Annotated in this window: 21 protein-coding genes and 3 pseudogenes; 11 read left to right on the forward strand and 13 right to left on the reverse strand. The window is 58.0% G+C overall.

The genetic code is table 11. The features are described 5' to 3' along the window. Positions 1-96 precede the first annotated feature (96 nt). The 6 genes and pseudogenes from J2754_RS15735 to J2754_RS15760 all read right to left on the reverse strand — a co-directional run. Positions 97-1,569, reverse strand: a pseudogene (locus tag J2754_RS15735) (transposase); the annotation flags it as partial. A gap of 435 nt (positions 1,570-2,004) precedes the next feature. Then, the gene (locus tag J2754_RS15740; RefSeq protein WP_211087970.1) at positions 2,005-3,207 is read right to left on the reverse strand and encodes a site-2 protease family protein; all 1,203 of its coding nucleotides are present in this window, start codon (positions 3,205-3,207) and stop codon (positions 2,005-2,007) included. Positions 3,208-3,209: 2 nt separating this feature from the next. After that, positions 3,210-5,444, reverse strand: coding sequence for a CDC48 family AAA ATPase (locus J2754_RS15745; RefSeq protein ID WP_211087988.1), 2,235 nt, complete (start codon positions 5,442-5,444; stop codon positions 3,210-3,212). Positions 5,445-5,703: 259 nt separating this feature from the next. Next, on the reverse strand, positions 5,704-6,057 hold the full coding sequence (locus J2754_RS15750) for an Hsp20/alpha crystallin family protein (protein ID WP_138246877.1): 354 nt from the start codon (positions 6,055-6,057) through the stop codon (positions 5,704-5,706). Positions 6,058-6,214: 157 nt separating this feature from the next. Beyond that, positions 6,215-6,859: a helix-turn-helix domain-containing protein gene (locus J2754_RS15755; protein WP_211087971.1), complete on the reverse strand. Its 645-nt coding sequence runs from the start codon at positions 6,857-6,859 to the stop codon at positions 6,215-6,217. A gap of 112 nt (positions 6,860-6,971) precedes the next feature. Further along, the gene (locus J2754_RS15760) at positions 6,972-7,580 is read right to left on the reverse strand and encodes an HdeD family acid-resistance protein (protein WP_211087972.1); all 609 of its coding nucleotides are present in this window, start codon (positions 7,578-7,580) and stop codon (positions 6,972-6,974) included. A gap of 448 nt (positions 7,581-8,028) precedes the next feature. Here J2754_RS15760 and J2754_RS15765 point away from each other — a divergent pair, with 448 nt between their 5' ends. After that, a complete protein-coding gene (locus J2754_RS15765; protein ID WP_211087973.1) occupies positions 8,029-8,781 on the forward strand; it encodes a TrkA C-terminal domain-containing protein in 753 nt (250 codons plus the stop codon). A 20-nt stretch (positions 8,782-8,801) separates the two neighbouring features. On the opposite strand, the pseudogene J2754_RS15770 reads toward J2754_RS15765, so the two are convergent. From J2754_RS15770 to J2754_RS16800, 3 genes and pseudogenes are all read right to left on the reverse strand, one after another. Then, positions 8,802-8,930 (reverse strand): annotated as a pseudogene (locus J2754_RS15770) (IS6 family transposase); the annotation flags it as partial. A gap of 64 nt (positions 8,931-8,994) precedes the next feature. Continuing rightward, complete coding sequence (locus J2754_RS15775) at positions 8,995-9,969, reverse strand: formate/nitrite transporter family protein (protein WP_211087974.1); 975 nt, start codon at positions 9,967-9,969, stop codon at positions 8,995-8,997. 573 nt (positions 9,970-10,542) lie between these two features. After that, a pseudogene (locus tag J2754_RS16800) lies at positions 10,543-10,753 on the reverse strand (transposase); the annotation flags it as partial. A gap of 581 nt (positions 10,754-11,334) precedes the next feature. Between J2754_RS16800 and J2754_RS16360 the strand changes: the two are divergent. Then, positions 11,335-11,484 (forward strand): DUF2270 domain-containing protein, encoded by a 150-nt coding sequence (locus J2754_RS16360; RefSeq protein ID WP_245333102.1) that lies wholly within the window; start codon positions 11,335-11,337, stop codon positions 11,482-11,484. Positions 11,485-11,543: 59 nt separating this feature from the next. Here the strand turns inward: J2754_RS16360 and J2754_RS15785 are convergent, their stop codons facing one another. Then, on the reverse strand, positions 11,544-12,065 hold the full coding sequence (locus tag J2754_RS15785; RefSeq protein ID WP_211087975.1) for a winged helix-turn-helix domain-containing protein: 522 nt from the start codon (positions 12,063-12,065) through the stop codon (positions 11,544-11,546). Between the two features lie 185 nt (positions 12,066-12,250). Between J2754_RS15785 and J2754_RS15790 the strand changes: the two genes are divergently transcribed. From J2754_RS15790 to J2754_RS15800, 3 genes are read left to right on the forward strand one after another with little or no spacing between them, the layout of a single operon-like run. Then, a complete protein-coding gene (locus J2754_RS15790; RefSeq protein WP_211087976.1) occupies positions 12,251-12,466 on the forward strand; it encodes a heavy-metal-associated domain-containing protein in 216 nt (71 codons plus the stop codon). 11 nt (positions 12,467-12,477) lie between these two features. Then, positions 12,478-14,403 (forward strand): heavy metal translocating P-type ATPase, encoded by a 1,926-nt coding sequence (locus tag J2754_RS15795; RefSeq protein ID WP_211087977.1) that lies wholly within the window; start codon positions 12,478-12,480, stop codon positions 14,401-14,403. 39 nt (positions 14,404-14,442) lie between these two features. Continuing rightward, positions 14,443-15,096, forward strand: coding sequence for a hypothetical protein (locus tag J2754_RS15800; protein ID WP_211087978.1), 654 nt, complete (start codon positions 14,443-14,445; stop codon positions 15,094-15,096). A gap of 52 nt (positions 15,097-15,148) precedes the next feature. Here the strand turns inward: J2754_RS15800 and J2754_RS15805 are convergent, their stop codons facing one another. Beyond that, on the reverse strand, positions 15,149-15,820 hold the full coding sequence (locus J2754_RS15805) for a helix-turn-helix domain-containing protein (RefSeq protein WP_211087979.1): 672 nt from the start codon (positions 15,818-15,820) through the stop codon (positions 15,149-15,151). A gap of 245 nt (positions 15,821-16,065) precedes the next feature. Between J2754_RS15805 and J2754_RS15810 the strand changes: the two genes are divergently transcribed. The 3 genes from J2754_RS15810 (at position 16,066) to J2754_RS15820 (ending at position 20,568) form a co-directional block, all read left to right on the forward strand. Continuing rightward, the gene (locus tag J2754_RS15810; protein WP_211087980.1) at positions 16,066-19,377 is read left to right on the forward strand and encodes an efflux RND transporter permease subunit; all 3,312 of its coding nucleotides are present in this window, start codon (positions 16,066-16,068) and stop codon (positions 19,375-19,377) included. 354 nt (positions 19,378-19,731) lie between these two features. Next, positions 19,732-20,187 (forward strand): ferritin-like domain-containing protein, encoded by a 456-nt coding sequence (locus J2754_RS15815; protein WP_211087981.1) that lies wholly within the window; start codon positions 19,732-19,734, stop codon positions 20,185-20,187. A gap of 183 nt (positions 20,188-20,370) precedes the next feature. Continuing rightward, on the forward strand, positions 20,371-20,568 hold the full coding sequence (locus J2754_RS15820) for a XapX domain-containing protein (protein ID WP_211087982.1): 198 nt from the start codon (positions 20,371-20,373) through the stop codon (positions 20,566-20,568). A gap of 104 nt (positions 20,569-20,672) precedes the next feature. Here the strand turns inward: J2754_RS15820 and J2754_RS15825 are convergent, their stop codons facing one another. Both J2754_RS15825 and J2754_RS15830 read right to left on the reverse strand, forming a co-directional pair. Next, positions 20,673-21,059, reverse strand: coding sequence for a DUF7475 family protein (locus J2754_RS15825; protein WP_211087983.1), 387 nt, complete (start codon positions 21,057-21,059; stop codon positions 20,673-20,675). A 62-nt stretch (positions 21,060-21,121) separates the two neighbouring features. Then, the gene (locus tag J2754_RS15830; protein WP_211087984.1) at positions 21,122-21,553 is read right to left on the reverse strand and encodes a hypothetical protein; all 432 of its coding nucleotides are present in this window, start codon (positions 21,551-21,553) and stop codon (positions 21,122-21,124) included. 190 nt (positions 21,554-21,743) lie between these two features. On the opposite strand from J2754_RS15830, the gene J2754_RS15835 reads away from it, so the two are divergent. The 3 genes from J2754_RS15835 (at position 21,744) to J2754_RS15845 (ending at position 26,058) form a co-directional block, all read left to right on the forward strand. Then, positions 21,744-23,036, forward strand: coding sequence for a hypothetical protein (locus tag J2754_RS15835; RefSeq protein WP_211087985.1), 1,293 nt, complete (start codon positions 21,744-21,746; stop codon positions 23,034-23,036). A gap of 113 nt (positions 23,037-23,149) precedes the next feature. Then, the gene (locus J2754_RS15840; protein WP_425351005.1) at positions 23,150-24,211 is read left to right on the forward strand and encodes an enolase-like domain-containing protein; all 1,062 of its coding nucleotides are present in this window, start codon (positions 23,150-23,152) and stop codon (positions 24,209-24,211) included. 170 nt (positions 24,212-24,381) lie between these two features. Next, entirely contained in the window at positions 24,382-26,058 is a 1,677-nt protein-coding gene (locus J2754_RS15845; protein WP_211087987.1) for a transposase, read from the forward strand. Positions 26,059-26,340 lie beyond the last annotated feature (282 nt).

A 26,340-nucleotide genomic window follows, 5' to 3' on the forward strand; every position in this document is an offset into this window, starting at 1 on the left:
CCCTACGAAGAGTTCAAGCGAATCGCTCGAAACAACGAGATGATTTCACGAGCCCAGGCTGTACCCGCTGTTCCGTCCTCGGGGTAAACACGTACTCGATCTGTAACCGCTCTCGATCTCCCACCTGTAGCCGTACTCCGTGAGGTGGCCACTGGGCCCATTCGTCATGAACACCGAGTACTGCCGATGATCGTCGTGCTCGGAGTCCTCTTTCCGCCGGTAGATTAGCGTCGTCTCGTGCCACTCGTTCTTCCCGAGGTGGAGCTTCCGGTCGGTTTCATACCGGTCTTGGTCGCGCTGGAGCAACCGCTTGGCCTGGGCTCTCTCGCTGGTCTGCATCCGCTTGGGAACGACGTACGAGAGCCCGCGCTGGCTGATCATCTCCAGGACGTGCTGACTATCGAACTCTCGATCCATCAGCACGTTATCGACGTGGACGAGCTCTTCAGCCGAATCCAGCAAGTCCTCGACAATCTCTTTTCGCGACTCGCCTTTCCGCACGGGGCGAGCATCGAGGACGAGCGGGACAGCGTTCCCGACTAACTGGACGGTCGCCCACTGGTACGCGTACTCGTCAGTATTCTCCTTCGTGCCGATAATCTCGTCTTCATACCCTGTGCGGTTGCCGGTGAAGGGAGTAGCCTCAGTGATATCGATGGCGACGATGCCTGCCCGGAAGAACTCCTCCGTCTCTGCGACCTCGTCGATGAGTTGTCGAATTGACTGTCGATACATCGCTCGAACCTCCGGTATCGAGAGGTCGTGAATGTGGTCACGATGAGCGTGCCCGAGTGGTGTCCGCTCCCGCGTTGACTCGTAGACGAAGCTGCGAGCACCCTCGTTGGCGGCTAAATTCTCACGGAGCCCGAGATAGGTCTGCAACCCCCAGTAGGCGTTCTCGTGGATCTCACACCCGTCGCCACGGTCCAGCGAGAACGCCGGGAAGACGACCCGACTGACGTGGTCGGAGATCATCTCCGCCCGATCCAAGACACTTTGCTCGTCGGGTGTCGAATCCTCGTCGTCGCTGTTCCGATAACAGAGCTTCCGCTCAGGATCGCGTGGGACGGCGATACCCGCGTTCTGGGCTTTGATGAGGATGGTCCGCGCAGCTGTCTCGACTGTACTGCGAAGCTCGGCACTGAACCGTTTGTGCCAGCTGCGCCACAGCGTCGACTGGTCCGGTACTGTCTCCAAACCTAACTGCTTGCAGAGTGCTGGACGACACTCGAGATACTCGACCAGCACTGTTTCGTGGTCCCACCCGTGGAGTTCCTTCAGCACGAACACGCGAAAGAGAGTGTCCATGTGGTAGCGTGTCGAGCCTTCGTAATGGTCGTGCGCCTCAAAGAGGAAGTAGGCTAGCGGGAGTGAACAGACGAGCTGATCGACCGAGTTGTGCTCGTGATGATTGAACCATATTTCCGAGACGGTGCGAATGTCTGATTCTAACCCAGTAAGTGAGCTTCGATCGTACAATGGCGTCGAGTCATATACTGGCCACTCAGTGTACGACTGTTGTGCGAGCCGTCGAAAGACAGTGTGTTGAGATTCACAAGTTGCAGCCACTATGAGGTGGTGGCCACCGAACGCTCAAGAACCCGTCTCACTGATCGTCGGTCGTTTGTTCGAGACTGTCTTCGAGTTCGTGCAGCCCGTCAACAAGCGATTCTCGCTCGAAATAGCAGAGTTAAACACCGATGATAGCCGCTGCCATAAGTACCAGGTACTCAAAACACGAGGATCCGCTCAATAGAGATGCCAAACGAAAGCGATGACGGTCGCGGCAGCGCCAATAGCACCAACTATCGGGAGCGTCACCGACCGGACTTCGGTACCACGTTCCTGAAACGCAAGCACGCTCACGAGTCCGGAAATCGAGATAAAGGCGAACGAGACGATAGCGTCAAGAGCTCCAACGAACGTGACAGTGAGCACCCCCAAAACGAGGAGTGCTCGGACGGGCTCGTCGCCCACCACCTCCCAACGGCGAACGATATCACCTCAATCAGCCCGACTTCGTCGAAACTCATATGACGGTTCTCTGGTGGGAGCCCGCGGAAGGGCGTTATCCAACCTAGCTGAGCCCTGCATCAACGCGAGAATCTGCAGGAAGTCGTCTCCAGAGACGAGTCCGAGAACCTGCCCTCTGTGCTCGACCAGCACGCAATGTGCGTCGGTTTCACCGAGCTTCCGAAACAGCTTGAACGCATCATCGTCGCTGGAGATCGTCGGTGGATCCTCGGTCATCACGTCATCAACCTTCGTCTCCGGGTCGATCATCTCCGGGAGCGTCTGGACGTTCGCGAGCGTGACGACGCCTTGAACCGTCCCGGACTGATCGACGACCACGTATTCGGTTCGGCGGTCGCGTAGCATCCGATCAATCAGTGCCTGGATAGGTGTCCCAGTACGCACAGTTGGCAGTTCTGGGCGAATCAGATCGCGGACTCGGACGCCACTCAGCAGTTCCTGCGTCATGACGATCGTCGCCTCGGAGCGACCAGCGAGGAAGACGAATCCGGCAATCAGCAGCAGCAGAATATTTAGCGTAAAGATACCGACGAGGGCGAGAAGGATCGCGACGACCGTCGCGACTTGCACGGCACGCTGGGTTGCCTCCACGAACGGCCGCGAGCGAGCAAGCAGGGCCCGCAGGATGCGCCCGCCGTCCATCGGGAACGCCGGCAGCAGATTGAACAGGGCCAGCCCCACGTTCATCAGTCCGAACCAGCCGACGACAAAGCCGGCCACGGGGGCCGACGGTGGCGTAACCTGAAGTAGCACGTATCCGAGAGCGCCGAGCAGCAGGCTCGTGATTGGGCCGGCGATAGCGACCCAGAACTCCTTGCGCCATTCCGTGGGGAGATCCTCGATATGAGCGACCCCACCGAACAGCCACAGCGTGATCGAGCGGATCGTGAGATCATATCGGAGCGCGACCCACGAATGGCCGAGCTCGTGAATTGCGACGCCCACGAACAGGCTCACCGCCCCAGCAATTCCGATCAGCCAGGGTGTCGAACCCGACAGCAACGTGTTCGCTGTAATCGACAGTGGCGAGATGGCGTTAATGATCCCCGTCCACGTTTCGATGTACTGGGGGCTGGCGAGTCGCCACGCGAGGAACGGGAGAATCACGAGCAGTGAGACGTGAATCTCGATCGGGATGCCCATCACCGTCGTAATTTTGTATTTGCTGCGCATGGCTACTGAGAGCCCGCTGGAACAGGCTGTTCGTCAGACGATTCGCCACCCAGATCGTCGACGAGTTCCTCGTAGAACTGGTGCATTTCTTCCGTGACCGAGGGTTTGACTTTCCGAACAGCTTGCTCGAAGTGCTCCGCTTCGATTATGATCCCGTCAGCAGCCTCGTCGAGTTCTTCGGGCGATTCGACCCCGTCGCGTTCGATCGCCGCCACTGCCTCATCCAGCGCGAGCATGCTCGCTTCTCGAACGATGCCCTCGATATCGCCGCCCGTGTACCCCTCTGTGTTCTCCGCGAGGGTGTCCAGATCGACATCGTCAGCGAGCGGCATCTCTCGAGTGTGCACGCCGAAAATTTCGCGTCTGGCCTCGACGTCTGGAATTGGGACGTAGACATTCTTCTCCAATCGACCGGGCCGAAGGAGGGCCCTGTCGATAATGTCAGGCCGGTTGGTCGCACCTAGGACGAAGACACCCCGTAGCTCCTCGATCCCGTCGAGTTCGGTCAGCAGCTGTGAGACGACCCGTTCGGTCACCTGCGAGTCGAACGACTCCCCGCGCTCGGGGGCGATTGCATCAACCTCGTCGAAAAAGATGATCGTCGGGGCGTTCTGTCGGGCCCGTTGGAACACTTCTCGAACGCCTCGTTCCGACTCGCCGACGTACTTGTTGAGGAGCTCAGGTCCTTTGACCGAGATGAAATTCACGTTACTCGCGTTCGCAACTGCCCGTGCGAGGAGCGTCTTCCCCGTCCCGGGCGGTCCGTACAGGAGAATTCCTCTCGGTGCCTCGGTGCGAATTTTCTCGAACATCTGCGGATACGAGAGCGGCCACTCGACCGACCGGACGAGCTCGTGTTGGACCGACTCGAGCCCGCCGACGTCCTCGTAGGTGACGTCCGGGACCTCCACGAACACCTCCCGCATCGCGCTCGGTTCGACGTTCTGTAAGGCCGCCTCGAAGTCGTCCCTCGCGACCTCGATCTCCTCGAGAACGTCCGGTTCGATGTGGTCGGTTTCGATGTCGATCTCCTCCTGGACACGCCGCAACGCGTGCATCGCGGCTTCCTTTGCGAACGATTCGATGTCGGCCCCCACAAATCCGTACGTCCGGTCAGCATACCCTTCCAGGTCAACATCGTCCGCAATCGGCATATCCCGCGTGTGAATCTGAAGGATTTCGAGGCGACCATCCCGGTCGGGAGCGCCGATCTCGATCTCGCGGTCGAACCGGCCGCCACGTCTGAGTGCCGGATCGATTGCATCGACACGATTGGTCGCGCCGATGACGATGACGTCACCGCGGGCTTCGAGGCCGTCCATCAACGAAAGCAGTTGCGCCACGACGCGTCGCTCCGTCTCTCCGGTGACTTCGTCCCTCGACGGCGCAATCGAGTCGAGTTCGTCGATGAAGACAATCGCAGGCGTGTCCTCTTGCGCTTCGTCGAAAATTTCGCGGAGTTGCTCTTCGGATTCGCCGTAGTACCGCGACATGATCTCCGGCCCCGACAACGAAAAGAAGCTGGCGTCGATTTCATTCGCGACGGCCTTCGCAATCAGAGTCTTGCCAGTTCCGGGCGGCCCATGGAGTAATACACCCTTGGGCGGGACGATGCCGAGGCGACGGAACAGTTCCGGATGCCGCATCGGCAGTTCGATCATCTCCCGGATGAGTCCGAGCTCCCGCTCGAGTCCACCCACGTCCTCGTAGGTGACATCCGGGAGTTCGGAGCGCTCCCCCTCGAGATCTTCCTCGGTAATTGGCTGGTCGCGAACCTCCAAGGTCGTTTGTTCGGTCACGAGAACGGGACCCGTTGGAGTCGTCTGCGTGACGATAAAGACGAACGGTTGGCCGAGCAATCGAAGATGGATTGTGTCGCCACGAACGACGGGTCGGTTGAGGAGATGACGCTTCAGATACGGCTCTGCCCCACGCAGAATGATGCGCTCCGGGAGCGCAACCGTGATCGAAGTAGCTTCTTCCGGATCTACCTCTGTCACTTCGACGTAGTCGTCGATATCCACGTCCGCGTTTGCCCGAGTGTTTCCGTCGATTCGGATCACGTCCTCGGGGTCGGTTTCGTAGGCTGGTCGGACCGTCGCAACGGTGCGACGACGACCCGTTATCTGGACGACATCACCCGGTTGAACGCCTAATTCGTCACGGCTCTGTTGGCCGAGACGGGCAATTCCACGGCCGGTATCTTCCGGCGCTAAGCCCTGGACACGGAGCTCGATAGGCATGAGTGGTTTCGGGGTCTGTACGGGTCGGCGATCAGAACCCCATGTTAGTGTTTGACACAGGGGTAGATAGCGGTAGAGGTTGCTGTGGCTACCCAGTTATCAAGAAGACAGTGAACGCCCCGAAGCGTTGCCAGAGACGTTCAACGCTCGGAACCTAGTAGCCACAGCATGCCCGGCCGGTTGTCGGAAAGATGATTTGATGGCACACCTTCATGGGTGCCCTTGTGGTCCTTCGATTCGCGGATATGGAGAGTTACTCGATTTCTATTTCCCTGCTTTCCATCTCTGGCGTCTCAGATTTTGGCAGGGTGACTGTGAGTACCCCGTTTCGATAGTTCGCAGTAACCCGATCGGCATCGATCTCCTCCGGAAACCGGACGGATTCGACTAACGCTCGTTGCTCGCGTTCACTCCGAAGGTAACTCCCCTCCCCTTCACCTTCGTACTCCTCATGCCGGGCCGTAATGAAGAGAACGTTATCCCGGACGCGAAGGGTAATCTCCTCCTTGTCGAACCCGGGAACATCTGCAGATACTTCGTACTCATCCCCCTTGTCAACGAGATCGATATCCGCCTCCCGTAACTGGCGAGTCAGTCGGTCAAGCATTCAATTCACCTCGATTGGCCGGACGCGTTCGGTACTCCGTGTGTTCATTGCTTCTCGTGGGGCATGCTCCCCATGCACTATTCCCCATGTGAATAGTTAGCATTGCGGGTTGCTCTGACTACCCAGTTATCCGCCGATATGATCATCGGTGACGAGGTCACCTCGTGGTCTCCAAGGCGTTTGTGACGAGTTTTTCGACGCCGCTCCGAATGCGTTTCGAGCACGCCTGCGAGCTGATTCCGAGTTCGTCCCCGATCTCATCAAGCGTGACATCGCTCGGTGACTTGAAGTACCCGTGGTCGGCAGCTACTGCGAGAGCCGTACGCTGTTTCGAAGTTAATCCAAAATCCCCGCCATCCTCGTTCGTACTAGAAAGCGGATAAACACGTCTGACTTGAATGTTAATTTCGTTGTCTACACAGAAGTCAAAGAATTTTCCCAACTCCTTTCTGTCGCTGAAGAGCGTTTGAAGCTTCCACGTAGTATCCCCACTCGCTTGGAGCAAAACCCCATCTGATTCGAGAATACCGGAGAATATGTTTGTCTCTTCGCTCGACTGAATTCGATAGAGAACGTGGTCCCCGATCTGATCGATCCGTTTGAGACTCTTGATACACTGGTACCCTCGGAGTGTCTCCTCGAATCGGACTGCATCGTCGTCTTCAGCCCAAAAATATGGAGCGGCACCCTTCTGTATCGGGACTACCGGTTTGAGTTCGACGTGCCTTTGGGAGTTTCGAGAGAGAACTTCCCCGAAGTGAAACTCCTCCGACGAAAGTGTGAACTCGGCTAAGACGCTCATAGTCCACCTTGGTTGCTGTGACGATAACAGTTGCGTGTTGCTTCCCTGAGAGGAAACACCATCCACGTCGTACACCCCGTGATGAGGGCTATGATAGGGAACAATCCCATTACTAGGTAGGTGTCGTAGATTCTCTGGCTGTTCGATTACTACTCTGCCAGCGACGCAGTCGTATTGCGAGTGCGAGCAATAACACGCCGAAGACAATCGCGTAGGCGGCAATCAGCCAGACTACCGCGAGTGCACCGGGGACAGGAAAGAAGACGAGGAGAAGCCCGAAGATCACGGACGCGACGCCGCTCAGTGCAAGCCACCACTCGCTTTCGAGTTCCCGGCGGAGTTTAACCGCCGCGTACAGCTCAACGGCCCCAGTTATGAGGGCCCAAGCGGCGATGACGTATAGTAGTGCCACTGCCGTAATATTTGGCCACAGAAAGGCAACGATCCCCGCGATGACGCCGAGAATTCCTTCAAGCAGAAACGGCCACGCAGTATCGCGATTTTTGGAGGCCCGGTACGCACTTACAAAGGCGAACACACCATCCACGATGGCGTACGCCCCGAACAGGACCACTAGTACGAATAGTGTGAGACCCGGCCAGATGAACGCCAGTATGCCAAATACAATCGCCAGGGCTCCTCGGAGCGCAACCAGCCACCAGTTCTCTCCCGTGACGGTGAGTATACTTTCTGGAGTGTGGCTCTCTGTAGCGTGGCTCATTTGACCTACACCTAACTATGGTAACGACCCACAAGCGCAAAAAGGGCGAAGTTGCTGAGACAACCCATTTTTAACCATTTAAAAGCCCCCGCTTTGGGGTATGCTGATCGAACTCGCCAAACCAGTAATACAAGATGTTTTGTCCAGCCGTTCACCGGTGCACTATTCCTCCCATCTAAGTCACGGAAATTGCTCACCGTTGACCAAGAATTGTATCGGGGTTGCAGCGCCGATCATGCAGAAATTGGCGCTCATACTGATGGCTCTGAGAGCCACTGTGTTCGTCATACGGAATGTTGTCGGAGCAGCGACGGACAGCGCTATTCTCTGTATTCCACGAATAGGCGGTGAGCACGACCAAACGTAAATGGGAGGAGCTCCGATGTAATCGACCTACGACGCCTTCTGGAGGGGTTTTACCTAGTATCGCGGCCAACGTCTACAGGTTATGGTCGCCACGGAATCGGTTGTCTCGTTGCTGGTCATCTTTGCACTGTCACTGCTAATCGTCCGGATCGGATCAATCGCACTTCGGATGACGGGGCTCTCTCCGGATGTCGCCTCGTTTCAATCGACGTCGGCGTTCTCCGGTGCGGGATATACGACAGAAGAGGCGGAACAGACAGTGACGACACCGGAACGGCGGAAAATCATCAAGGCACTCATCCGGCTCGGGAGCGTGGGGTTAGTAAGCGTCATCGCGTCACTTGTCCTCTCGTTCACCGATGCTCAGGGGGGAAATGCTCTCAACCTCGTCTACATCCTTACCGGGGTCATTCTACTCGTCCTCGCCGCGCGTAGCGAGTGGTTGAACCGATTGCTGACTCCGCTCATCGAATGGTCACTCGAACGGACGACGGATCTCGAACTTCGAGATTATACAGAAATGCTCGGTCTCCAGCAAGAGTACCGGGTTGCGGAAATTGTCGTGGAGGAGGACGACTGGCTCGCAAACACAACCTCAGACGAATGCGACCTTCCTGAAGAAGGAATTCTGTTACTCGGCATCTATCGGGATAGCTCCTACATCGGAGCACCCGGGTCAGATACCGAGATCAAGCCCGGTGATACGGTACTACTCTATGGGAAGGAAGACCGATTACAGGAACTCTCGGACCGCGACGCAAGCGACATGGAATCACACGAAAGCGCTGTCGAAGAACACGAGGAAGATCTCGAAGAGCAAGACCAATTCATCTAGTTGCAATCAAATGGTCGTGTTTAGTTTGGAGCATTAAACCAGCGAGCGAACGCTTGGAGCCAGTTTTCAACGGTTTCAGGGACAACGTGGCTGAAGCAGTTCGAGAACGACGAGGTTCGACGTTTCAGTTCGCGGAAGACGGAAGAAACGGTAACTGACATCGACCGTTTCAAGGTATTGTCGACGGGTTGAATCCCAAGAACGCCGCGCGTCTTACTCGTTTCTCGTCTCGGTCTCCTCGTCCTCTTCGGTCAATCGAAATCCAGGTCTGGGCGTGTCGAACGGGCGACCCCCTTTCAGACTGAACAGGAGTTCGCGCAGTGAGAGGACGCGAATCTCGGGATAGCGTCGCTGTTCGGACTGGGCGTAATTGGCGAGCGCGACCAGCACCACGCCGCCGAACGTGTTTCCCAGCAACACCGGGAGCCAGAACTCGTAGAAGATTGTGAACAATCTCGGCCCGGGAACCCCGAGGAAAACGAAGAAGAGAGCCTCGGCTCCCGAGGAGACCACGTGGAACAGGCCGACGGTCGGAATCATGTAGAAGACGAGGTAGATGATTATCACTCGCGAGATCGTGTCGCGTGCGGCTGTTCCGAGCCACACTACACCAGCGACCAGCCACCCCGCGAACAGGGCCTTGAAGAACACGTCCCACCACCCTATTTCGAGGCCGTGGTGGACGAATTCGGCTCCGGCCCGCATCGCTTCCGGTGAGAGGACCTGCGTGTTGGCGAGGATGAACACCCCGACCCCTGCCCCCAAGATGTTCGCTGTCAACACGACGCTCCACACATGCAACAAGAGCGGGAGGCTGGCTAATCTGGTCAGCACTAATTTAACAGGCGGGAGGGTATTCTCGGTGTAAAGCTCGTACCGACCGAGAATGATGTACATGAATCCGATTGGATAGAGGACAGTAGCGGGGAAGTCGTTGTTCGGGAAGTTTGCACGCCCTACTGCGTACCCGATAAATGTCACCACGATTGCGAACCCGGCAGTGAAGCCACTGAAAAACAACTCTCTGGTGGTGCTGTCGATGACTTCGTCGGCAGATGCGAGGAGTCGCTGGTGAATCTCCTCCCATGCGAAACGGTCGCTGAGCGCCCAGCCGGAAGCCGGGGCTCCGGATGCGGCGCGGTCGCGTTTGCGTATTCTTGGTGGTGAATCCTTGCCCCTGTCGCTCATGTTGACGCCTTTCGGATTACCTACCTTCTCGCGTGAGCATGAGATTTGGGGTGACAACCGCTGGAAACCGATGCGAATCGGCGAGGTGGATGCGAGAGAGGACATGCCACCGTACAACATGAGTTGCAGACCTGAACAAATTCCGTGAGATATGAATTCCGTTTTCGATTTCAACCATGTCCAGCTCCAATTCTGTGGCCAGTTCGTCGATAGTCATCGTCGAGTGCCTGGAGGACTTCGAGCCCCCGGTAGTACTGATTCATCAGCTTCTAGATGTAATCCTCACAAGTTCGGAGAATGGCCGAAATTAGACAGAAATCCTCAGTCTCATAAGACTAAACGGCGAATATTACAACCCTCAGAGTGCTGGAATACTCTATTCGGGTGGAGGCAACCTGGAACAGGCGCTTGGATTATGACTGTTGATGATGTATCGAATGCTGTTGCTCATTTCAGGCAGACCACTGTTCTCTGGGTCAAATCAGTCAGGGTGGCGCAGGAACGCCAGTATATCCGCGAATACTCCCGTACGGAGCTGTAGAGCAACTACGAAGTCGAGGTTTGCATTCACTTCCAAGAGCAGATCAGTCATTCGCCACAAGTTGTAGAGAAGACACCCAAATACGAAGTAGAATAACCAAACTCGGTAATCCTTCGAGACTGTCTTCGCAAGAAAATTTTCTTTGATCGATTTATACTGGTTCTCGATGTGCCAACGATAACGATATCGCTCACAGAAGGATTCTGCATCTGTCGCATCGACCGAGCGGTTTGTCACGAAGACTACCTGTGGGCCTTGTTTAGACGCGGTGCAGACCGTCCTCTACGACTGGAATCCATGCAACGAAATCGGGTCGAGAGGCGTTCACGGACTGGTTCTGTTCACCCGACAGAGTCACTAACCGATGTCTTCAGGAGCGTCTAAACAAGGCTCTACCTGTGTATTCAGCAGGACTGCTGAAAATTATCAATAATTGAGGGTTTCAACAAGGTCGGATATCCGTATACAGTGCCACATTCCGGAACCATTTGCTGGTTACCAAACAAGCTGTTGTAGTGACTACTACGAACGTTAGAACAGCTCTATTCTTTTCCTTTAAGTTCTAGTCGGAAACCGCTAGAAGACTCGCAAATCGTCCTGAGCATACCATCGGGTAGCTCATCCCATATGCATTGAGAAGTTCAGTCTCAACTATTCCGTCTGGTGGTAGTTGAGGGTGGTTGTCTCAATGCATATGGTTCCCTCCTACGAGTGCCCGTGCAGACACGAATCACGTGAGTACGTCTTTGTTCCGGGACTGGATCCCTCACAAGATGTCGCTGATCCGGAGTGACTATTACTACCGATCGACGTTCAAAATTACAATGGAGGAAGCGATTGCCCACCGGCTCCGTTGGATTTACCTTCCGCTGTTTGCCGTGATCCTCGCAGCGTGGGTCATTCGCGTTACGGCGTTCGTTGAGCACCCCCGGCTAGAGAGTCTGCTATCGGGCAGATTCCCGGCGTGCTCGTGATTGGTGTTGCCGTCCTCTATACCGTGATTCCCGTGATAGCTGTCGTTAGTTTTTGAGTGTCATTCTCGGTGACCACGAACGAATGCACGTCGCAAGACAGTCAGAAGAACGTACGTTTCGTACTTCTGGGTTCGGCAATGCTCGCAGGGCTGCATATCCGTGACAATGTCCTCGATTTCGTCGTCGTACTCGTCCGTGAGCGTGGTGAGGGCATCCGTAATCTGGGGCTGGATAGCGTCGATCATCTCCTCAACGGCGGAGTCGGCCGAATCTGGTAGTGAGTACGAGAGGACGATCGTGTTCGCCCCGTAGTATTTCGTCGTCCCACCGCGCCCCTCCTCGAACCGGACGACGTCAACGAGGCCCGCATCCCGGAGCTCGTTGATGTGGTGGCGCACGGTGTTTTCTGTCCGGTCGATCCCGCGGTCGGCGAGGCGCTCGTGTACGTCGCTCGCCGTCAGCGTCTCATCAGCAAGAATATCAAGAATCATCGCTCGCATCGGTTCATCGATCGCATCGGAAACCCGCGTATCTCGAACGGCGATATCCTCGAGTTCGTGCTCGGCATCAGATGTGCTCATATGTGAACCGACAGCGTGTACAGGCTAAGTAGTGGCGACCATCGCACGGACTCCAACTGATGCTCATCTCGGAAGTCTGGCAAAGCTCTAGATGACTCGTTTGTCCGTTCAAACACTCCGTATTCATATTCAAACATATCATCTAAAAAATACTTTAGTGGGTATGGGCACTACGTAGAACTGTGATGAGCGAGACAACGCAACTCCGCGTGATGGACTTCGACTGTCCGAGCTGTGCAAGCACCGTCGAACGCGCCCTTGCGAATCGGGACGGCGTCGAAAATGTTGAAGTTCACTACACGACTGGCCGGGTCGAGATTGAGTACGACGACAACGTTGCCGATCCCGCCACATTCGAACAGACCATCGAAAACCAGGGCTACACGCCCCAGCCCGCCTGAGGAGAAAAGCCATGGATACCCAATCAGTCAAACAGTACTATCGCAAACACCGGAAGGCCATCATCGTCGCGGTGAGCGGCCTGCTGTACGCCGGCGGCTGGACGCTCGGCTACGTTTCGGCCTTCGACACGGCGAGCGCCGCGATCTTGATCCTCGCAGCGATCGTCGGCGGCTACGACATCGCCAAAACCGCCTACCACGAAGTCACAAGCCGGACGCTCGGCATCAAGACCCTCGTCACCCTGGCCGCCGTCGGCGCAATCGTCATCGGCTCGTACTGGGAGGCCGCCGCAGTGGTCTTCCTGTTCGCCCTGGGCTCATACCTCGAAGGGCGGACGATGCGCAAGACGCGCAACGCCCTCGAAGAACTACTGGAGATGACGCCCGACACGGCCACCGTGCGCCGTGACGGCAAGCAAAAAGAGGTGTCTGCCCGCGAAGTCGAAGAGGGCGAGATCGTCATCGTCAAACCCGGCGAGAAGATTCCCGTGGACGGCGACGTCGTTGAAGGTGAGAGCGCCGTCAACCAGGCACCGGTCACCGGCGAGAGCGCGCCCGTCCACAAAGATGACGGCGACGAAGTCTACGCCGGCACCATCAACCAGGAGGGCTCGCTGGAAGTCCGGACGACCGGCTCCGGGACGGATACGACGCTCCAGCGCATCATCCAGCGCGTCGAAGAGGCCCAGGAGGCACAGTCACCGACCGAGAGCCTCATCGACCGGTTCGCCAAATACTACACGCCCGGTGTGATTGCGCTGTCCATCGGGGCCTACGCGGTCACGCAGAACGCGATTCTGTCACTAACGCTGCTCGTCATCGGGTGTCCGGGCGCGCTGGTGATCGGGCCACCGGTCAGCATCGTCTCCGCCATCGGCAACGCCGCACGCTCCGGCGTTCTGATGAAGGGCGGCGAGCACCTCGAACAGGCCGGCAAGATCGACCTAGTCGCCTTCGACAAAACCGGCACGCTCACGAAAGGCGAAACGACCGTCGCCGACGTTGCCGGGTTCGACGCCGAAGCCGGCGACGTGCTGGAGCTTGCGGCCATCGCCGAGAAGAAGAGCGAACACCACCTCGGCGACGCCATCCTCGAAGCGGCACAGGACCGTCCGGCCGCCGTCACCGATGGCGGGGCGGCAACTGGCCAGGCAGACACCAAACCAGCACCCACGGAATCACGCTCGGTAGCCGATCCGGACGATTTCGACGTGGTTGCCGGCAAGGGCGTCATCGCCCACCACGACGGCCGCGAGATCGTCGTCGGCAATCGAAAACTGCTCGACGAACGGGACATCAAGATCCCCGAGGAAGTCGACGACTACGTCCGTGAGCGTGAGGAGCGCGGCGAGACTGTCGTCCACATAGTACGTGACGGCGTCGTCATCGGCGCCATCGCCATGCGCGACGAACTACGGGAGGCGGCGCCCGGCGTCGTCCGGGAGCTTCAGGACGCCGGTATCGAGACGGTGATGCTGACCGGCGACAACGAGCGCGTCGCGGCCGCGGTGGCCGAGGAGGTCGGCATCGATGACTACCGCGCGGAACTGCTCCCCGAAGACAAGCAGGCGGTCATCGAAGAGTACCGCAAGGACGGCCACGTCGTGGCGATGGTTGGTGACGGCATCAACGACGCGCCCTCGCTGGCGACCGCCGACGTGGGCATCGCTATGGGCGCTGCCGGGACGGACACAGCCATCGAGACGGCCGATATGGCACTGATGGCCGACGACCTGAAGCGCATCCCCTACGCGGTGACGCTGAGTAAAGCGACCCGCTGGAACATCTACGAGAACGTCGGTCTCGCAGTGCTAACCGTGAGCCTGCTGCTGGCAGGCGTCTTGACGAGCTACGTCACGCTCGCGCTCGGGATGCTCGTCCACGAGGCCAGCGTCCTCGCAGTCATCCTCAACGGGATGCGCCTGCTGCGCTACTAACAGCACAGAGCCACACCCCCACACGAAAATCCACGACCAATGTCAGAAACCACGAACCCGACCGACACGAACCGTCCCGAGGAGCACTGGGCCGTCGAATACGATGTCGAACCAATCCGGATCCGCGACCCCGTTGCAGAGGCGCTTGCGGTCCTCGATCCCGGCGAGCCGTTCGTCGTCACCTACGAGGACGTAGTGAAGGCGGCAGGGCATTCCTGTCCGACCGCATCCGGTGCCTATCGAATCGCACAGGTGGGTCTCGACGAGCTGTATCCAGATAGTGATCCGATCCGAAGCGAGATCGAAGTGCTCGCGGCAGGGCCGCGCGACGACGCCACCTACGGTGTCATGGGTCGGCTCATCTCGTACGTGACCGGCGCAGCGCAGGAGGACGGATTCGGCGGCCTCGGTGGAGGCCACGGTGACCGCCAGAACCTGTTAACTTTCGACGCCTTCGAGTCTGACAGCGCGGCACCTACGTTCCGCTTCCACCGAACGGATACGGGCGAGACCGTCGAGGTGACCTACCACGTCAGCGAGGTGCCGGATGGCGGACCGGCAATCGGGAATCTTCAGGGGATCCTCGATGGGTCAGCCAGTGACCAGCAACGTGAGGCCTTCGCTGACGCATGGCATCGCCGCGTCCAAGTCGTCCTCGCGGACGACTCGCTGTTCACTGTAGAACCCGTTTAGCCCCGGCGTCAGCCACGGTACGACAGTCGGCCACGATTTCGCCGTCGGGCCATCATACGTCCATATGCTCCTCGACGAACCAGTGGATGATGTGGCCCTCTGCTCGGTGCAACACGTCGCTACACGTCGCGTTCGCGATGTCGAGTGCCTCAGCCACCTCGCCTAATGTCGATTCCCGTGGTGTCCGGTAGTAGCCTGCTTCGACAGCAGCCAAAAGCACCTCTTGCTGTCGGTCCGTGAGCAACTGGTCTGCTTGGCTCGCGTCGATTTCGCGAACATATTCGATCGTGAAGCCGATGCCTACCTCCTCGAGGTGATCGCCGAGACTCGAGAGCCGCCTCGTCGATGTCGTCACCTCCCACGTAGCAACACCGTTCTGAATATCGAAGGGCATTCTGAGTGGGACCCCGGCTCGCAGGACCGGGAGAAGTGGAAGTGGGTTCACTGTCTTTATCTGGAGGAGCGCCTCGTCGTCGTGCTTCCAGAGTAGTTCGAGGTCCTCGATGTCGTCACGGGATTGAATGTCGGTAATGAGTGGGAGTGGGTCAGCGGTCTTGAGCCTGACAAGCCCGATACCGGTCCCTTCGCCAGGAATACTCGTGACGACTTGAAACACCACCTCCGGATGAGCAGTCGAGAGATCTCCAATCCAGGTATGGTCGGGGATATCTATGGAAAGTTTCGCGTGTGGCATCGTCTGTAGCGTACCTACTATTTCGCTCATTATAGCGAGATATACGAATATATTAGGGTAGGCCTCAATTTCTCGCGCTGATCACTAACCAGCCGAGGCGTGTACGGACATGTAATGTCGGAACTCCGCGAACGCGTGGCTAGCAGCCCGGGAGCGAAATTTCCCGATGTCCAGATTTCTGTCGCCAGATCGCTGGCCTGCGTCACGCTCAACGGGGCGGTTACGGTGGATCGTACCTCGTCCACGCCGTCGAAACTGGGGGTGTGTTTTCAGTAATGGTCGACGTGAGCGAGTGGATCACGGACAATGCTCGGCTCGTTATTGCGGTCATGGTCGTCGCGTCCGCGGTGGTCGCCGCCGGAGTGCCGATGGTCGACCGATCGACGTCCCTCGACCAGTTCCAGACCGACGCCGACGAAGCCGATGCGCTCGATTACGTCGACGCGAACTTCTCGAGCGGGTCGACGGATACGACCTCAGCACAGGTCATCGTCCGGGACGACAACGTCCTCGATAAGGACACCCTCGTTTCTATTCTCGAATACGAACGGGCGCTCGAGACCAACGAAACAGTCAACGAGACCCTCGTCGAGAACGACTCCACGCGAAGCGTCGCGAACCTCGTCGCGACCACCTCGATCCGGGAAGACCGGGCCGCCGAGCTACAGACCCGCGAACGTGAACTAACGAGGACAGAGGCGAGCCTTGCGGAGGCCATCGATTCGCTCGCGAACAACCCCAACGCTAGCGTTCGCCCCGCGTTCGAGGCCGTCGACGCCAACACGTCAGTGAACCTCACGGAGGCGGACTACCGGCTGTTCGCGGACGCTGTCGAGGAGCGACGCGCGCAAGACGAGACAGGTGAGAGTACGGGGAACGTCACGAAACAGATTCTCGCGGACGAGTACGCAACGCTCGCCGAGGACAGAAACGAGCTGGAGAGCCTCGACCCAACTCTCGAGACGCAGATCGAGGAACTCCGGTCGCTAAACGACTCCGAAGTCGAGGCTCTCGTCGCGGACGTACTTTCCAGTGAATCGAACCGGTCGGCACGCGCGCTTGCCTTCATGCCCGACTACTACGAGCCGGGATCGACGGAGACGAACGCGACGCTGCTCGTCGTGACCCACGAGTCCGCAGTCGGATCGTTCGCACCCGGTGACGCACCCGATGAGATCGAGGACGCACAGGCCACGATGACGGACCTGGCGCCGGGCGACGACTCGATGGCCGTCCTGGTCTACGGTGACGGTGTCGTCTCGACGGAGATCACGGACTCGATGATCGACAGCGTCCTCCTGGTCGGCCCACTGGCGATCGCGTTCGTCTTGCTCGTTCTCGTGGTCGTCTACCGGGATCTGCTGGACATCCTGCTCGGTCTCCTGGGGATCGCGCTCGTGCTCGTGTGGACGTTCGGTGCGATGGGGTGGTTCGACATCGCGTTCAGCCAGCCGTTCATCGTCGTCCTCGTCCTACTGATCGGGCTCTCCATCGACTACGGCCTCCACGTCGTGATGCGCTACCGGGAGGTTCGTGAGTCGAGCGAGACGGCGCCTAGCCGCGCGATGGCTGTCGCCCTCGGGAGTGTCGGCGTCGCACTCGTCTACGTCACTACGACGACCGTAATCGGCTTCCTCTCGAACCTCACGAGCCCGCTCGGGGTGTTCCGCGAACTCGGCGTCGTCAGCGCCATCGGGATCGTGGCCACGTTGTTCGTCTTCGGCCTGCTCGTTCCGGCACTGAAAGTCGAACTCGACGAACTGCTCGAACGCCGGGGGATCGACCGCCTGAAACCGGCTATCGGAACCGGGAGCGGGCCGGTCAATCGTCTCCTGGGTACGGGGGCGACGCTCGCGACGAAGGCCCCCTACGTCGTCATCGCCGTCGCGCTCCTCGTCAGCGCGACGGGTGCGTACGGAGCGACAGATATCGACGCGAGCTTCGAGCAGTCGGATTTCCTCGCTGAGGATCCCGACGACTGGTTGAAGGACCTCCCCGATCCGATCGCCCCCGGGACGTACACGGCGGAAAGGGCGATCGACACGCTTGACCGTGACTTCGTCAGACAGGACACCACAGCCACGATACTCGTCAGGGGCGACGTGACTGATCCCGCGACACTCGACCGGCTCGACGCCGCACGCACGAACGCGAGCGACATGTCGGCGACGGAGACATACGCCGACGGAGAGCCCGCGGTAACCGACCCGATCACGGTGATGGACCGCGTCGCGGCGGACAACGCGTCGTTCAACCGGACGCTAGCGGCAGCCGACACCGACGGCGACGGCGTCCCTGACGAGAACGTGACTGCCGTCTACGACGAACTGTATCGGGTGGCACCCGAGGAAGCAGCCGACGTCGTCCACAGGGAGGACGGCGAGTATCGGGCTGTCCGGATGGTCGTGACCGTCGACAGTGGCGTCGACGACGACGTCGTCCACGACCAGATGGGGTGGGTTGCCGACGACGCCGACGGGGAGGGCGTTTCCGTCATCGCGACCGGCGACGTAATCGTTAACCAGATCACGGCCGGCCAACTCGCGGAGACGGCGCTCCTGAGTCTCGTCGTCGCGCTGCTCTCGGTCGTCGTCGTCCTCGCGGTCGCTTACCGGCTCACCGAGGGGAGCGCATCACTCGGCGTCGTCACGATCGTCCCCGTTGCGTTCACCCTGACGTGGGTGCTCGGGACGATGGCGCTGCTGGACATCCCGTTCAACATCGTCACCGGCATGATCACCGGGCTCACGATCGGGCTCGGCGTCGACTACAGCCTCCACATTAGCGAGCGATTCAACCAGGAGCTAGCCGGGGCTGAGACGGTTGCCGCGGCGCTCCACGAGACCGTCACCGGGACCGGCGGTGCGTTACTCTCGAGTGCGGCGACGACCGCCAGCGGGTTCGCTGTGCTGCTCGTCGCGATCCTCCCGTTCCTGCAGTCGTTCGGCCTTATCACCGCGCTGACGATCGTGTTCGCGTTCCTCGCCAGCGTGTTCGTCCTCCCGAGCTTGCTCGTCGTCTGGGCACGGGTGGTGAATCGAGATTCCGGACTGAGGGAATCCACCACCGGTACGGCGACAGAATCACCCGATAGCACAGCTGAAGGCAAGGCTGACGTGACGCGAACGGTTCACCGCTCCTACCTCTCCCCCGACCAGGTGGTTCCAGTGACTGTCTCGCTCCGGAACGTTCGCGATCGGATGATACTCAGGGAATCAGTCGATGGCGAGATCGGCAATATCGACCACTCCCCCGAACCAGTTGCCGTAGACCGGGATGACGGAACCATCACAGTGTACTGGAACACCGCTGATTCGGTAGTCGACGCGAGCCTCGAGTACACGGTCGAACTCCCCGCGGAAGCAGCGGATGGCGATGTAGTCACGTTTGAGGGGACCGTCGAAAGCAGTGACTGCCGATGGTCGGTCGGTGGAGACGAGACGGCCACTGTCGTTGAGGATATCTTCCAACGCGTGCTTGAGCGTGGTGCAGTCACTGCCGCGGACATCGAGGTCGCTATCGAGCGTGACGATATCACTCCCAAAGAAGTCGCACGTCTTCGCCGTGCTTGGCTCAAAGGGGACTGAGTCCGGTACTATCACTCGACGTCAACGGTTTCCAGTCGCTCGCGGATTACGCTCTTGGCCGGCAGGGATTTTTCGTGTTGTTCTTCCGGATGTCGTTTACCTGTGCGATGGTCTCTTCTCCATCCGCAGCCCAACCAGGAACACACAGCCGAGGTTGCACACCCGAATGGTACGGGTCCCGACACTCGTTAATCTCCCTCTCGAATACCGTCTGCGACATACTGTACCTCGACTACTGAAAGGGGGAACCTGGTCGAAGAGGATGCGATCTGTGGTTACGTACTCTTCAAGCACGGTTGGAGCGACCAGGTTCGGCGGTGGATATATCGGCGCTTGGATGGTAGTGTAACTTGTATGACTTCAGACCGCGTCATCGACCTGCTTCAGAAGGCCTACGGGGACGAGATGGAGACAGTGATGAACTACCAGACGAACGCGATCGTTCTGGACGGAGTTCGTGCCGAAGAGATCAAGCAGAGCCTCCAGCAAGACATCCAAGAGGAACTGACTCACGCCCAGCAACTTGGCAACCGTCTCAAGCAACTGGATGCCCGACCGCCTAGCTCGGCAGAGTTCACCGCTCGGCAGGACTCGTTGCAACCACCCGAGGATTCGACCGACGTGCTTTCGGTAATCCGAGGTGTCCTCGACGCTGAAGAGGACGCTATCGAGACATATCGGTCGATTATCGATGCTGCTGAGGACGCTGAGGATCCGGTCACCGAAGATCTCGCCGTGACAATTCTCGCCGATGAGGAAGCCCACCGAACCGAATTCCGGGGCTTCGAAAAGGAGTATCAGGACGACTGAGCCCCCTCGTCTCAGAAACGAAGCAGGAAGTGTTTCGGGAGCAACATCCCAAAGGTCTCGGCCTGCAGATGATCTATCTTCGGAGATGTGAGGGGGTTATCGGTAAGTCGCGTACTTCGTTATCTGACCGATAGTCCCATCGGTAAACCCGTAGTTTATTAGCACTGATGTGATCGATGAGATATGGCCTCACAACTGGTTCTGGCCTTGCTGACAGGGATCTTCGCTGGGGCCCTGTTCAGTGTGATACAAATACCAATCCCGGCTCCACCTAATCTCCCTGGTGTTCTCGGAATTGTTGGGATTTTCCTTGGATACAAGGGAGTCGAGTGGCTCGGCGTTCGTATTGATATCGTGGAGGTGTTCACGATACTATTCTAAGTGGCGTTAAATGCGTATATTGACATACAGGGCGTAGTGTTTTACAGAACATTTCAGCTGGATTCATTAGCTAACACCACCCACTTGTTCTGCAACCATTGTCCTCAAGCGGTCATCGCTTCACGACCCCGGTCGGAGGCTCTTCGTGCCTTCCAATAGAGGTACGCGAGAACGACGATAAGTGCCGCCTGAAGCGCTTTGTCCACGTACCCGAGCATCGTGAATTCGCCGACGTTTGCTACGTACCAGAGCGGGAACTGTACTGCCGTGTAGACGATTCCCACCAGATAGAGGAGGGATCGTCGATAGTCTAAGAGGAACAATACGGCGGCACCGAGGAACCCGACTCCTGCGAGTGAAACGGGAATCCGTCCTTCGACAAATCCGGCGTACACGTGGATAACTCCGGTTATCAGGACGAGCAATATTGCAAGCCAGTGGGTTGTGGTAAGTGAGTCTGTCTCGGTGTAGCTGCTAACTGTTTGTCCCATGGGTAGTAAACATACTGCGAGCAATTATACTCTACCTCGAATATTTTCGCTACATCCTCAAATTACAGGGACATCGACGGGTCGATGTCCATCCGTACGAGTTCCAGTGCGAACAGCGCCGTCGCCACGACAATCGAAGCTGCCCCGACCAGAACCAGTACTGGTGGTAGATTGAGATAGATCTCCGAGAGGATACCGATGGGCATGAGAAGTCCGACGAGTGCCAAGAGCGAAATCCAACGAGCGCGACCCTGACGTACGGGCAACCACAGAAGCAGTGCCCCGAAGACAATATTGAGGAGCGAGAACAGGTTCCCGTGGGCGTGTGCAAGGCGCGCCTCGAAGTGCGGGCTCACATTTGATCCCGCAATCCATGCCTCACGGCCCGGGGCGAAGTCACGCATATAGATCAGAAAGAACCCGTAGAGCATGAATAAGACCATTACTCCGAGGCCGATTCCGATGTTCCACTTCCCGGTAGCCGGGTCGGACATATGATACGTGAATCACTGGCCATCGACATAGTTATTAGGTGAATTGAGGGAAGGATATCGCTGGAAAAGTGTAGTCTCTGAATTGTCTCAGCGTATTCGACCCCGAGGCGCCAAGTGAGTACGAATATATTCGATATACTCTATGATATCCGTAGGAATTCCTTTCGGGCCTGCCTCCGTATGTGTAACTATGGCACGCCACCCGATTCGGTTCACTCCCTTTCACCTCGCAGGTGCGCTGTTCCTACTCGCCGGTCTCGTATTAGCTGTCTATCACGGCCTCGAGCAGTTCAATCTCGTCCCGCGGGTCGGCTGGGTTTCGTGGAGTCACATTCACTTCGTGACGATCGGCGGCTTCACGCAGCTCCTATTCGGAATGCTCCCCCAGCTTACGGCTCGAAAACTCGAGCGTCCACTGCCTTCGAAGTACTACGACTGGCTGAACTTCGTCGGATTGAACGGTGGATTTCTCCTGCTGTGGTACGGGCGTGGATGGGGTCACACGTGGGCGTTCGATGGCGGACTCATCGCGATCTGGCTCCTCGTCGCCGGGTTGCTGATAGTGATGTTGCGGATGGTTATGCAAAGCGATCGGGCGTGGAACGCGACGACTGGACTATATCTGGTGTCAGTCTTCGTGTTCCTGTGGGGGATCACGTACGCGTACGGCCTGTTTGCCCACGTCTGGCAGGTTCCCGGCGGCTGGCTCGGCTTGCGCGAAGCTCACGTCCACGCTAACGCGTGGGGCTTTCTCGGGCTCGCGGCCATCGGCACGCTCTACGACCTCTTTCCCCGCCTGCTTGGTACCGATCTCTACAGTGAGAGGTTACGGGACTACTCGGCGTGGTTCTTCGTCGCCGGCATCTTTCCGCTGATTACCGGCCCCTGGGTCGGGATGGGGCGGACAGTCACGGCGACCGGGTTGGTCCTCTTCGCGACGGGATTTGCACTGTACCTGTACAACCTCGTCCAGACGTATCGATCGACAGACTCCCGATCGGGTATCGCGTTGTCAGTTCTGGTAGCCCAGTTCTGGATGCTCGGGCCGGCGGGATTCGCACCGTTCGTACTCTTCGGCGTCGAGTGGGTGGATCCGGCGTATATCGAAGACGGCGCACTCCACTTCTTCTTCGTAGGATGGGCGCTCCCGATCGCACTCGCCGGCTTGCTGCTCTACTTTCGGAATCTCCCTGCCCTGAGCGAAGGGGGGTTGGGGGGCAGTACCTCCGTTGATGCGTCTGATCCCCTCCCAGATGGAGTCATCCCGTCGGTGATCTCGACGTGGATGGTCTGGGTGTGGAACATCGCAATCTTGGTGGTTGGCGTCGGCTTCTTCTACCAGGCTCAGTCGTGGTCGGCGTATCTCTTCGGTCCCGGATACACCGCCCTCGTCATCCTGTGGTTCTATGAACTGGCACAGGCGTTCCGCTTGCGTTGGGTTCTCCGGACGGACCCCGAGATGACTACCGACACGAGGGTCTGATACATGAAACAGCAGACCCACCACGGCCGCTCGTCACGTTCATCCGGGAGTGTATCCAACCAAGATGGCATGGGAGCTGATCCGACCCCTGTGTGTACCCACTGGACTGAGATATGACGCTGTACGATTGCATCGCGGACCTCCCGTTGACAATATCGGGTTCGGACCGGACCAGTCGTCGTCGAGAGATGGCAGGCGAGGCAACTCGCGTCACCTCGACGTTCGTCCTGTTGGCGGAAGATGAGTTCGGCGCCGGCGAAGATGTCACCCACGAAGCCGTCGATCATGAGGCGTTGCCAGATACACTGCCGTTCGATTTTGCGGGTGAGTATACGTTCGATGAGTTCTCACAATCGCTCGAAGCCGTCGACCTCTTTCCGACGAAGCCACCCGAGCGCGAAGTCTCGCGGGCGTATCGACGCTGGGCAGTCGAGAGTGCCGCACTCGACCTCGCGCTCAAGCAAAACGACACGACACTGGCGTCCCGATTCGGTCGGGAGCGCTCACCGGTTCGGTTCGTCGTCAGTACTCCGGTCCCGGATGGGGACACGACTCAGGTCGAAGAGATACTCGCGGTTAACCCCACTTGCGAGTTTGCGCTTAAACCGACCGATGGGTGGACCACGGACACTCTCGCGAGACTAGCGGAGACCGACGCAGTTCGCGTACTCGATTTAAGCGAACAGTCCGACGGAAATGATGACAATCAAGCACCGAACCCCCAGCTCTATCGCCAGGTTTTCGAGACGTTTTCCGATGCCATCGTGGTAGATCCTGTCGTCTCCGACGATGTACACGACCTGCTCGCGGCGTACTCAGATCGTCTCTCGTTGGGTGCGTCTGTCCGCAGCACAGCCGACATCCGTGACGCGCCGTTCGAGCCGAGCTGGTGTTGTATCGTCCCCTCGCGATTCGGAACCGTCCGGTCGCTTCTCGAGACTATCGAGTACTGTGCAGAGCAGGATATCAGTATGTACGGCGGCGGGCAGTGCGAGCTCTGTGTCGGACGCGGGCATATCCAACTGCTCGCATCACTGTTCTACCCTGATGGACCAAATGATGTCGCGCCGCGGGCGTACAACAAGCCAACGATTAGAGCGGACCTGATCTCAAGTCCCCTCGAACCACCCGAGGCCCCGACCGGGATGGAGTGGAAGCAACTCGAATTTGAGTAGCGGGCAACGTGTCGAAGAGTTCAGCCGCGTACCGGTAGAGCGCATTTAGCTCACTCTATATCTTTCACGGCGTTCTTGTATCGAGTAATCCAGCAAACCGAACGGTACGTAAGTTCTCTGTACTGACCAGTCAGATGAGTTCTTGAGCGAGTCCTGTCCAGTGTTTCGTAGTGTCTCAGACTCGTGATTCTCGGCGAGCAGTCTTTCGGAGAATTGCCCAGCAATCATACACTCAGTGGCCTGTATACGATTCGACGCCGCTGTACGAGCGAAGCTCGCTCGACGGGCTGGAATCAGATATCAGAATCGTCTCGCAGACCTGGTTCAGACACGACCGCCATGAGTCGATTGAGAACTTCGTTTGTGCACTTCCGCTGGCGTATTTCGAATTCGGTACGCACGACCGCTACGCGGGGTCGACTCACTACGAGATGGACACGCTCTTTCGCGTATTCTTGCTGAAAGAGCTCCACGGATGGGCCCACGAAACCGCACTGATCGAGTATCTCGAGTGCCGTCCAGCACTCTGCGACCAACTGGATCTGGAGACAGTGCCGGACCAATCGACGCTGTGGCGTAGTTGGCACAAACGGTTTCCTGACGAGTTTCGCAGTACAGTCGAGACAGCCGCGCGCACTATCCTTGTCAAAGCTCAGAACGCGGATGTCGCTGTTCCACGCGAACCAGAGCGGCGTCTTCCGTCTCACGATGCGGAAGAGGACGAATTAGAGCTAGAGGATCAAGCTGTCCTCAACGAAGCGGAAACGATCACGGAGCATGTCAGCCGTATCGTCTTCCCGGCACTTTCGCTGGATCGTGGGGACGGCTGTGAAATCCACGAGAACGCCTACTGGGACTTACAGACGTACCTGGGGCTTCGCGAGAGATTGGCTGCTAATGAAGGGGCTCGCAGTTTCGTCTACGAATCGACTCGGGATCGGACGCCGTTGGGCCACGCCCACCGAGAGCATATTCGTGATCTTTCAGTATCAGGGATCCGCAAGATGTACCGACAGGCCGTCAACAGGCTCCTGAACGAAGTCGCGGAGACGGAGCAATTCTTTCGAGCTGGCATCGTCGCTATTGACATCACCGAAGCTGACCCGTTCACCGGTGATAGAACGGGCTACGAAGACGAGATTATCGGCACGAAAGAGAAGACCGACGAGTACGCTTACCAGTGGGCGACAGTCCAATTAGTCGGCAACGCTGTCCCGATCGTGCTTGATGCGCGGCCAGTTCGGAAGGGTGAGTCTCGCTTAGAAATCGTCGAGGATCTCTTGGATTCGGCCGAAGAGCTAGTTCACGTCGACAACGTGCTGATGGATCGAGAGTTCGACAGCCAGCATGTCCTGGAGATGCTCAGCCAGCGTGGACTCTCATACGTCGTCCCGAAACGAATGCAAACCAGCGAGAAAGCGCAGGCAAAGCGCCTCCTCAAACGGGGGAAGAACCGATACGAAACTGACCGGAAATTGCATCTCGGAAAGAACGAGTGGCACGAGACGACGCTGATCTATCGACGGAAAGAGGACTCAGAACACGACGACCATCGACAGTATTCGGTGTTCATGTCGAATTGCGGGAGCGGGCACCTCACAGAGTACGGCTATCGCTGGGAGATCGAGAGCGGCTACAAATCGATTAAGCGGTTCATGGCTGCGACGACATCGAAGGATTTTGGGCTTCGATTCTTCTACTTCGCGTTTGCGTGTCTGCTGTACTCGATCTGGCGAGCCGTCGATTTGCTGGTGCAGGTCGAGTTGACTGGTGAGTACGAGCACTCGCCGATGGTAACGGCAGATAATACACTGACGCTGCTGAAGAGGGAAACTGGAATCGGGTAGTGAGGTGCTCTATTCGGGTCAGCGTGCCGTCTGAGTGGCTACGCTACTGGGGGTCTCGAAAATTCGCCCATATGATTGGAAGTGTGACAAGACTAGCCGCTTGGGGAGCTATCTGAGGCAGTTTCTGCTGACCGAATCGGTCAAATTCACGCATCACAGCCCTGCTAAACCCGGTGTAGTCTCAACTTCCCACAACCTCGGAGGATAGATTTGATGCGTGCCTTCGAATCAGTTCGAAATGAACTGGAAATAAATCATAGTTGACCTCTTGTACCCCGTCAA

Source organism: Halarchaeum nitratireducens (assembly GCF_017874695.1).
Lineage (GTDB): Archaea > Halobacteriota > Halobacteria > Halobacteriales > Halobacteriaceae > Halarchaeum > Halarchaeum nitratireducens.

Coding starts and splice junctions, on each gene's coding strand:
- J2754_RS15810 (WP_211087980.1), top strand. CDS start 16,066: ATGGTCGACGTGAGCGAGTGGATCACGGACAATGCTCGGCTCGTTATT.
- J2754_RS15750 (WP_138246877.1), bottom strand. CDS start 6,057: ATGCTTGACCGACTGACTCGCCAGTTACGGGAGGCGGATATCGATCTC.
- J2754_RS15815 (WP_211087981.1), top strand. CDS start 19,732: ATGACTTCAGACCGCGTCATCGACCTGCTTCAGAAGGCCTACGGGGAC.
- J2754_RS15795 (WP_211087977.1), top strand. CDS start 12,478: ATGGATACCCAATCAGTCAAACAGTACTATCGCAAACACCGGAAGGCC.
- J2754_RS15775 (WP_211087974.1), bottom strand. CDS start 9,969: ATGAGCGACAGGGGCAAGGATTCACCACCAAGAATACGCAAACGCGAC.
- J2754_RS15840 (WP_425351005.1), top strand. CDS start 23,150: ATGACGCTGTACGATTGCATCGCGGACCTCCCGTTGACAATATCGGGT.
- J2754_RS15825 (WP_211087983.1), bottom strand. CDS start 21,059: ATGGGACAAACAGTTAGCAGCTACACCGAGACAGACTCACTTACCACA.
- J2754_RS16360 (WP_245333102.1), top strand. CDS start 11,335: ATGGAGGAAGCGATTGCCCACCGGCTCCGTTGGATTTACCTTCCGCTG.
- J2754_RS15765 (WP_211087973.1), top strand. CDS start 8,029: ATGGTCGCCACGGAATCGGTTGTCTCGTTGCTGGTCATCTTTGCACTG.
- J2754_RS15830 (WP_211087984.1), bottom strand. CDS start 21,553: ATGTCCGACCCGGCTACCGGGAAGTGGAACATCGGAATCGGCCTCGGA.
- J2754_RS15800 (WP_211087978.1), top strand. CDS start 14,443: ATGTCAGAAACCACGAACCCGACCGACACGAACCGTCCCGAGGAGCAC.
- J2754_RS15820 (WP_211087982.1), top strand. CDS start 20,371: ATGGCCTCACAACTGGTTCTGGCCTTGCTGACAGGGATCTTCGCTGGG.
- J2754_RS15755 (WP_211087971.1), bottom strand. CDS start 6,859: ATGAGCGTCTTAGCCGAGTTCACACTTTCGTCGGAGGAGTTTCACTTC.
- J2754_RS15835 (WP_211087985.1), top strand. CDS start 21,744: ATGGCACGCCACCCGATTCGGTTCACTCCCTTTCACCTCGCAGGTGCG.
- J2754_RS15805 (WP_211087979.1), bottom strand. CDS start 15,820: ATGAGCGAAATAGTAGGTACGCTACAGACGATGCCACACGCGAAACTT.
- J2754_RS15790 (WP_211087976.1), top strand. CDS start 12,251: ATGAGCGAGACAACGCAACTCCGCGTGATGGACTTCGACTGTCCGAGC.
- J2754_RS15740 (WP_211087970.1), bottom strand. CDS start 3,207: ATGCGCAGCAAATACAAAATTACGACGGTGATGGGCATCCCGATCGAG.
- J2754_RS15785 (WP_211087975.1), bottom strand. CDS start 12,065: ATGAGCACATCTGATGCCGAGCACGAACTCGAGGATATCGCCGTTCGA.
- J2754_RS15760 (WP_211087972.1), bottom strand. CDS start 7,580: ATGAGCCACGCTACAGAGAGCCACACTCCAGAAAGTATACTCACCGTC.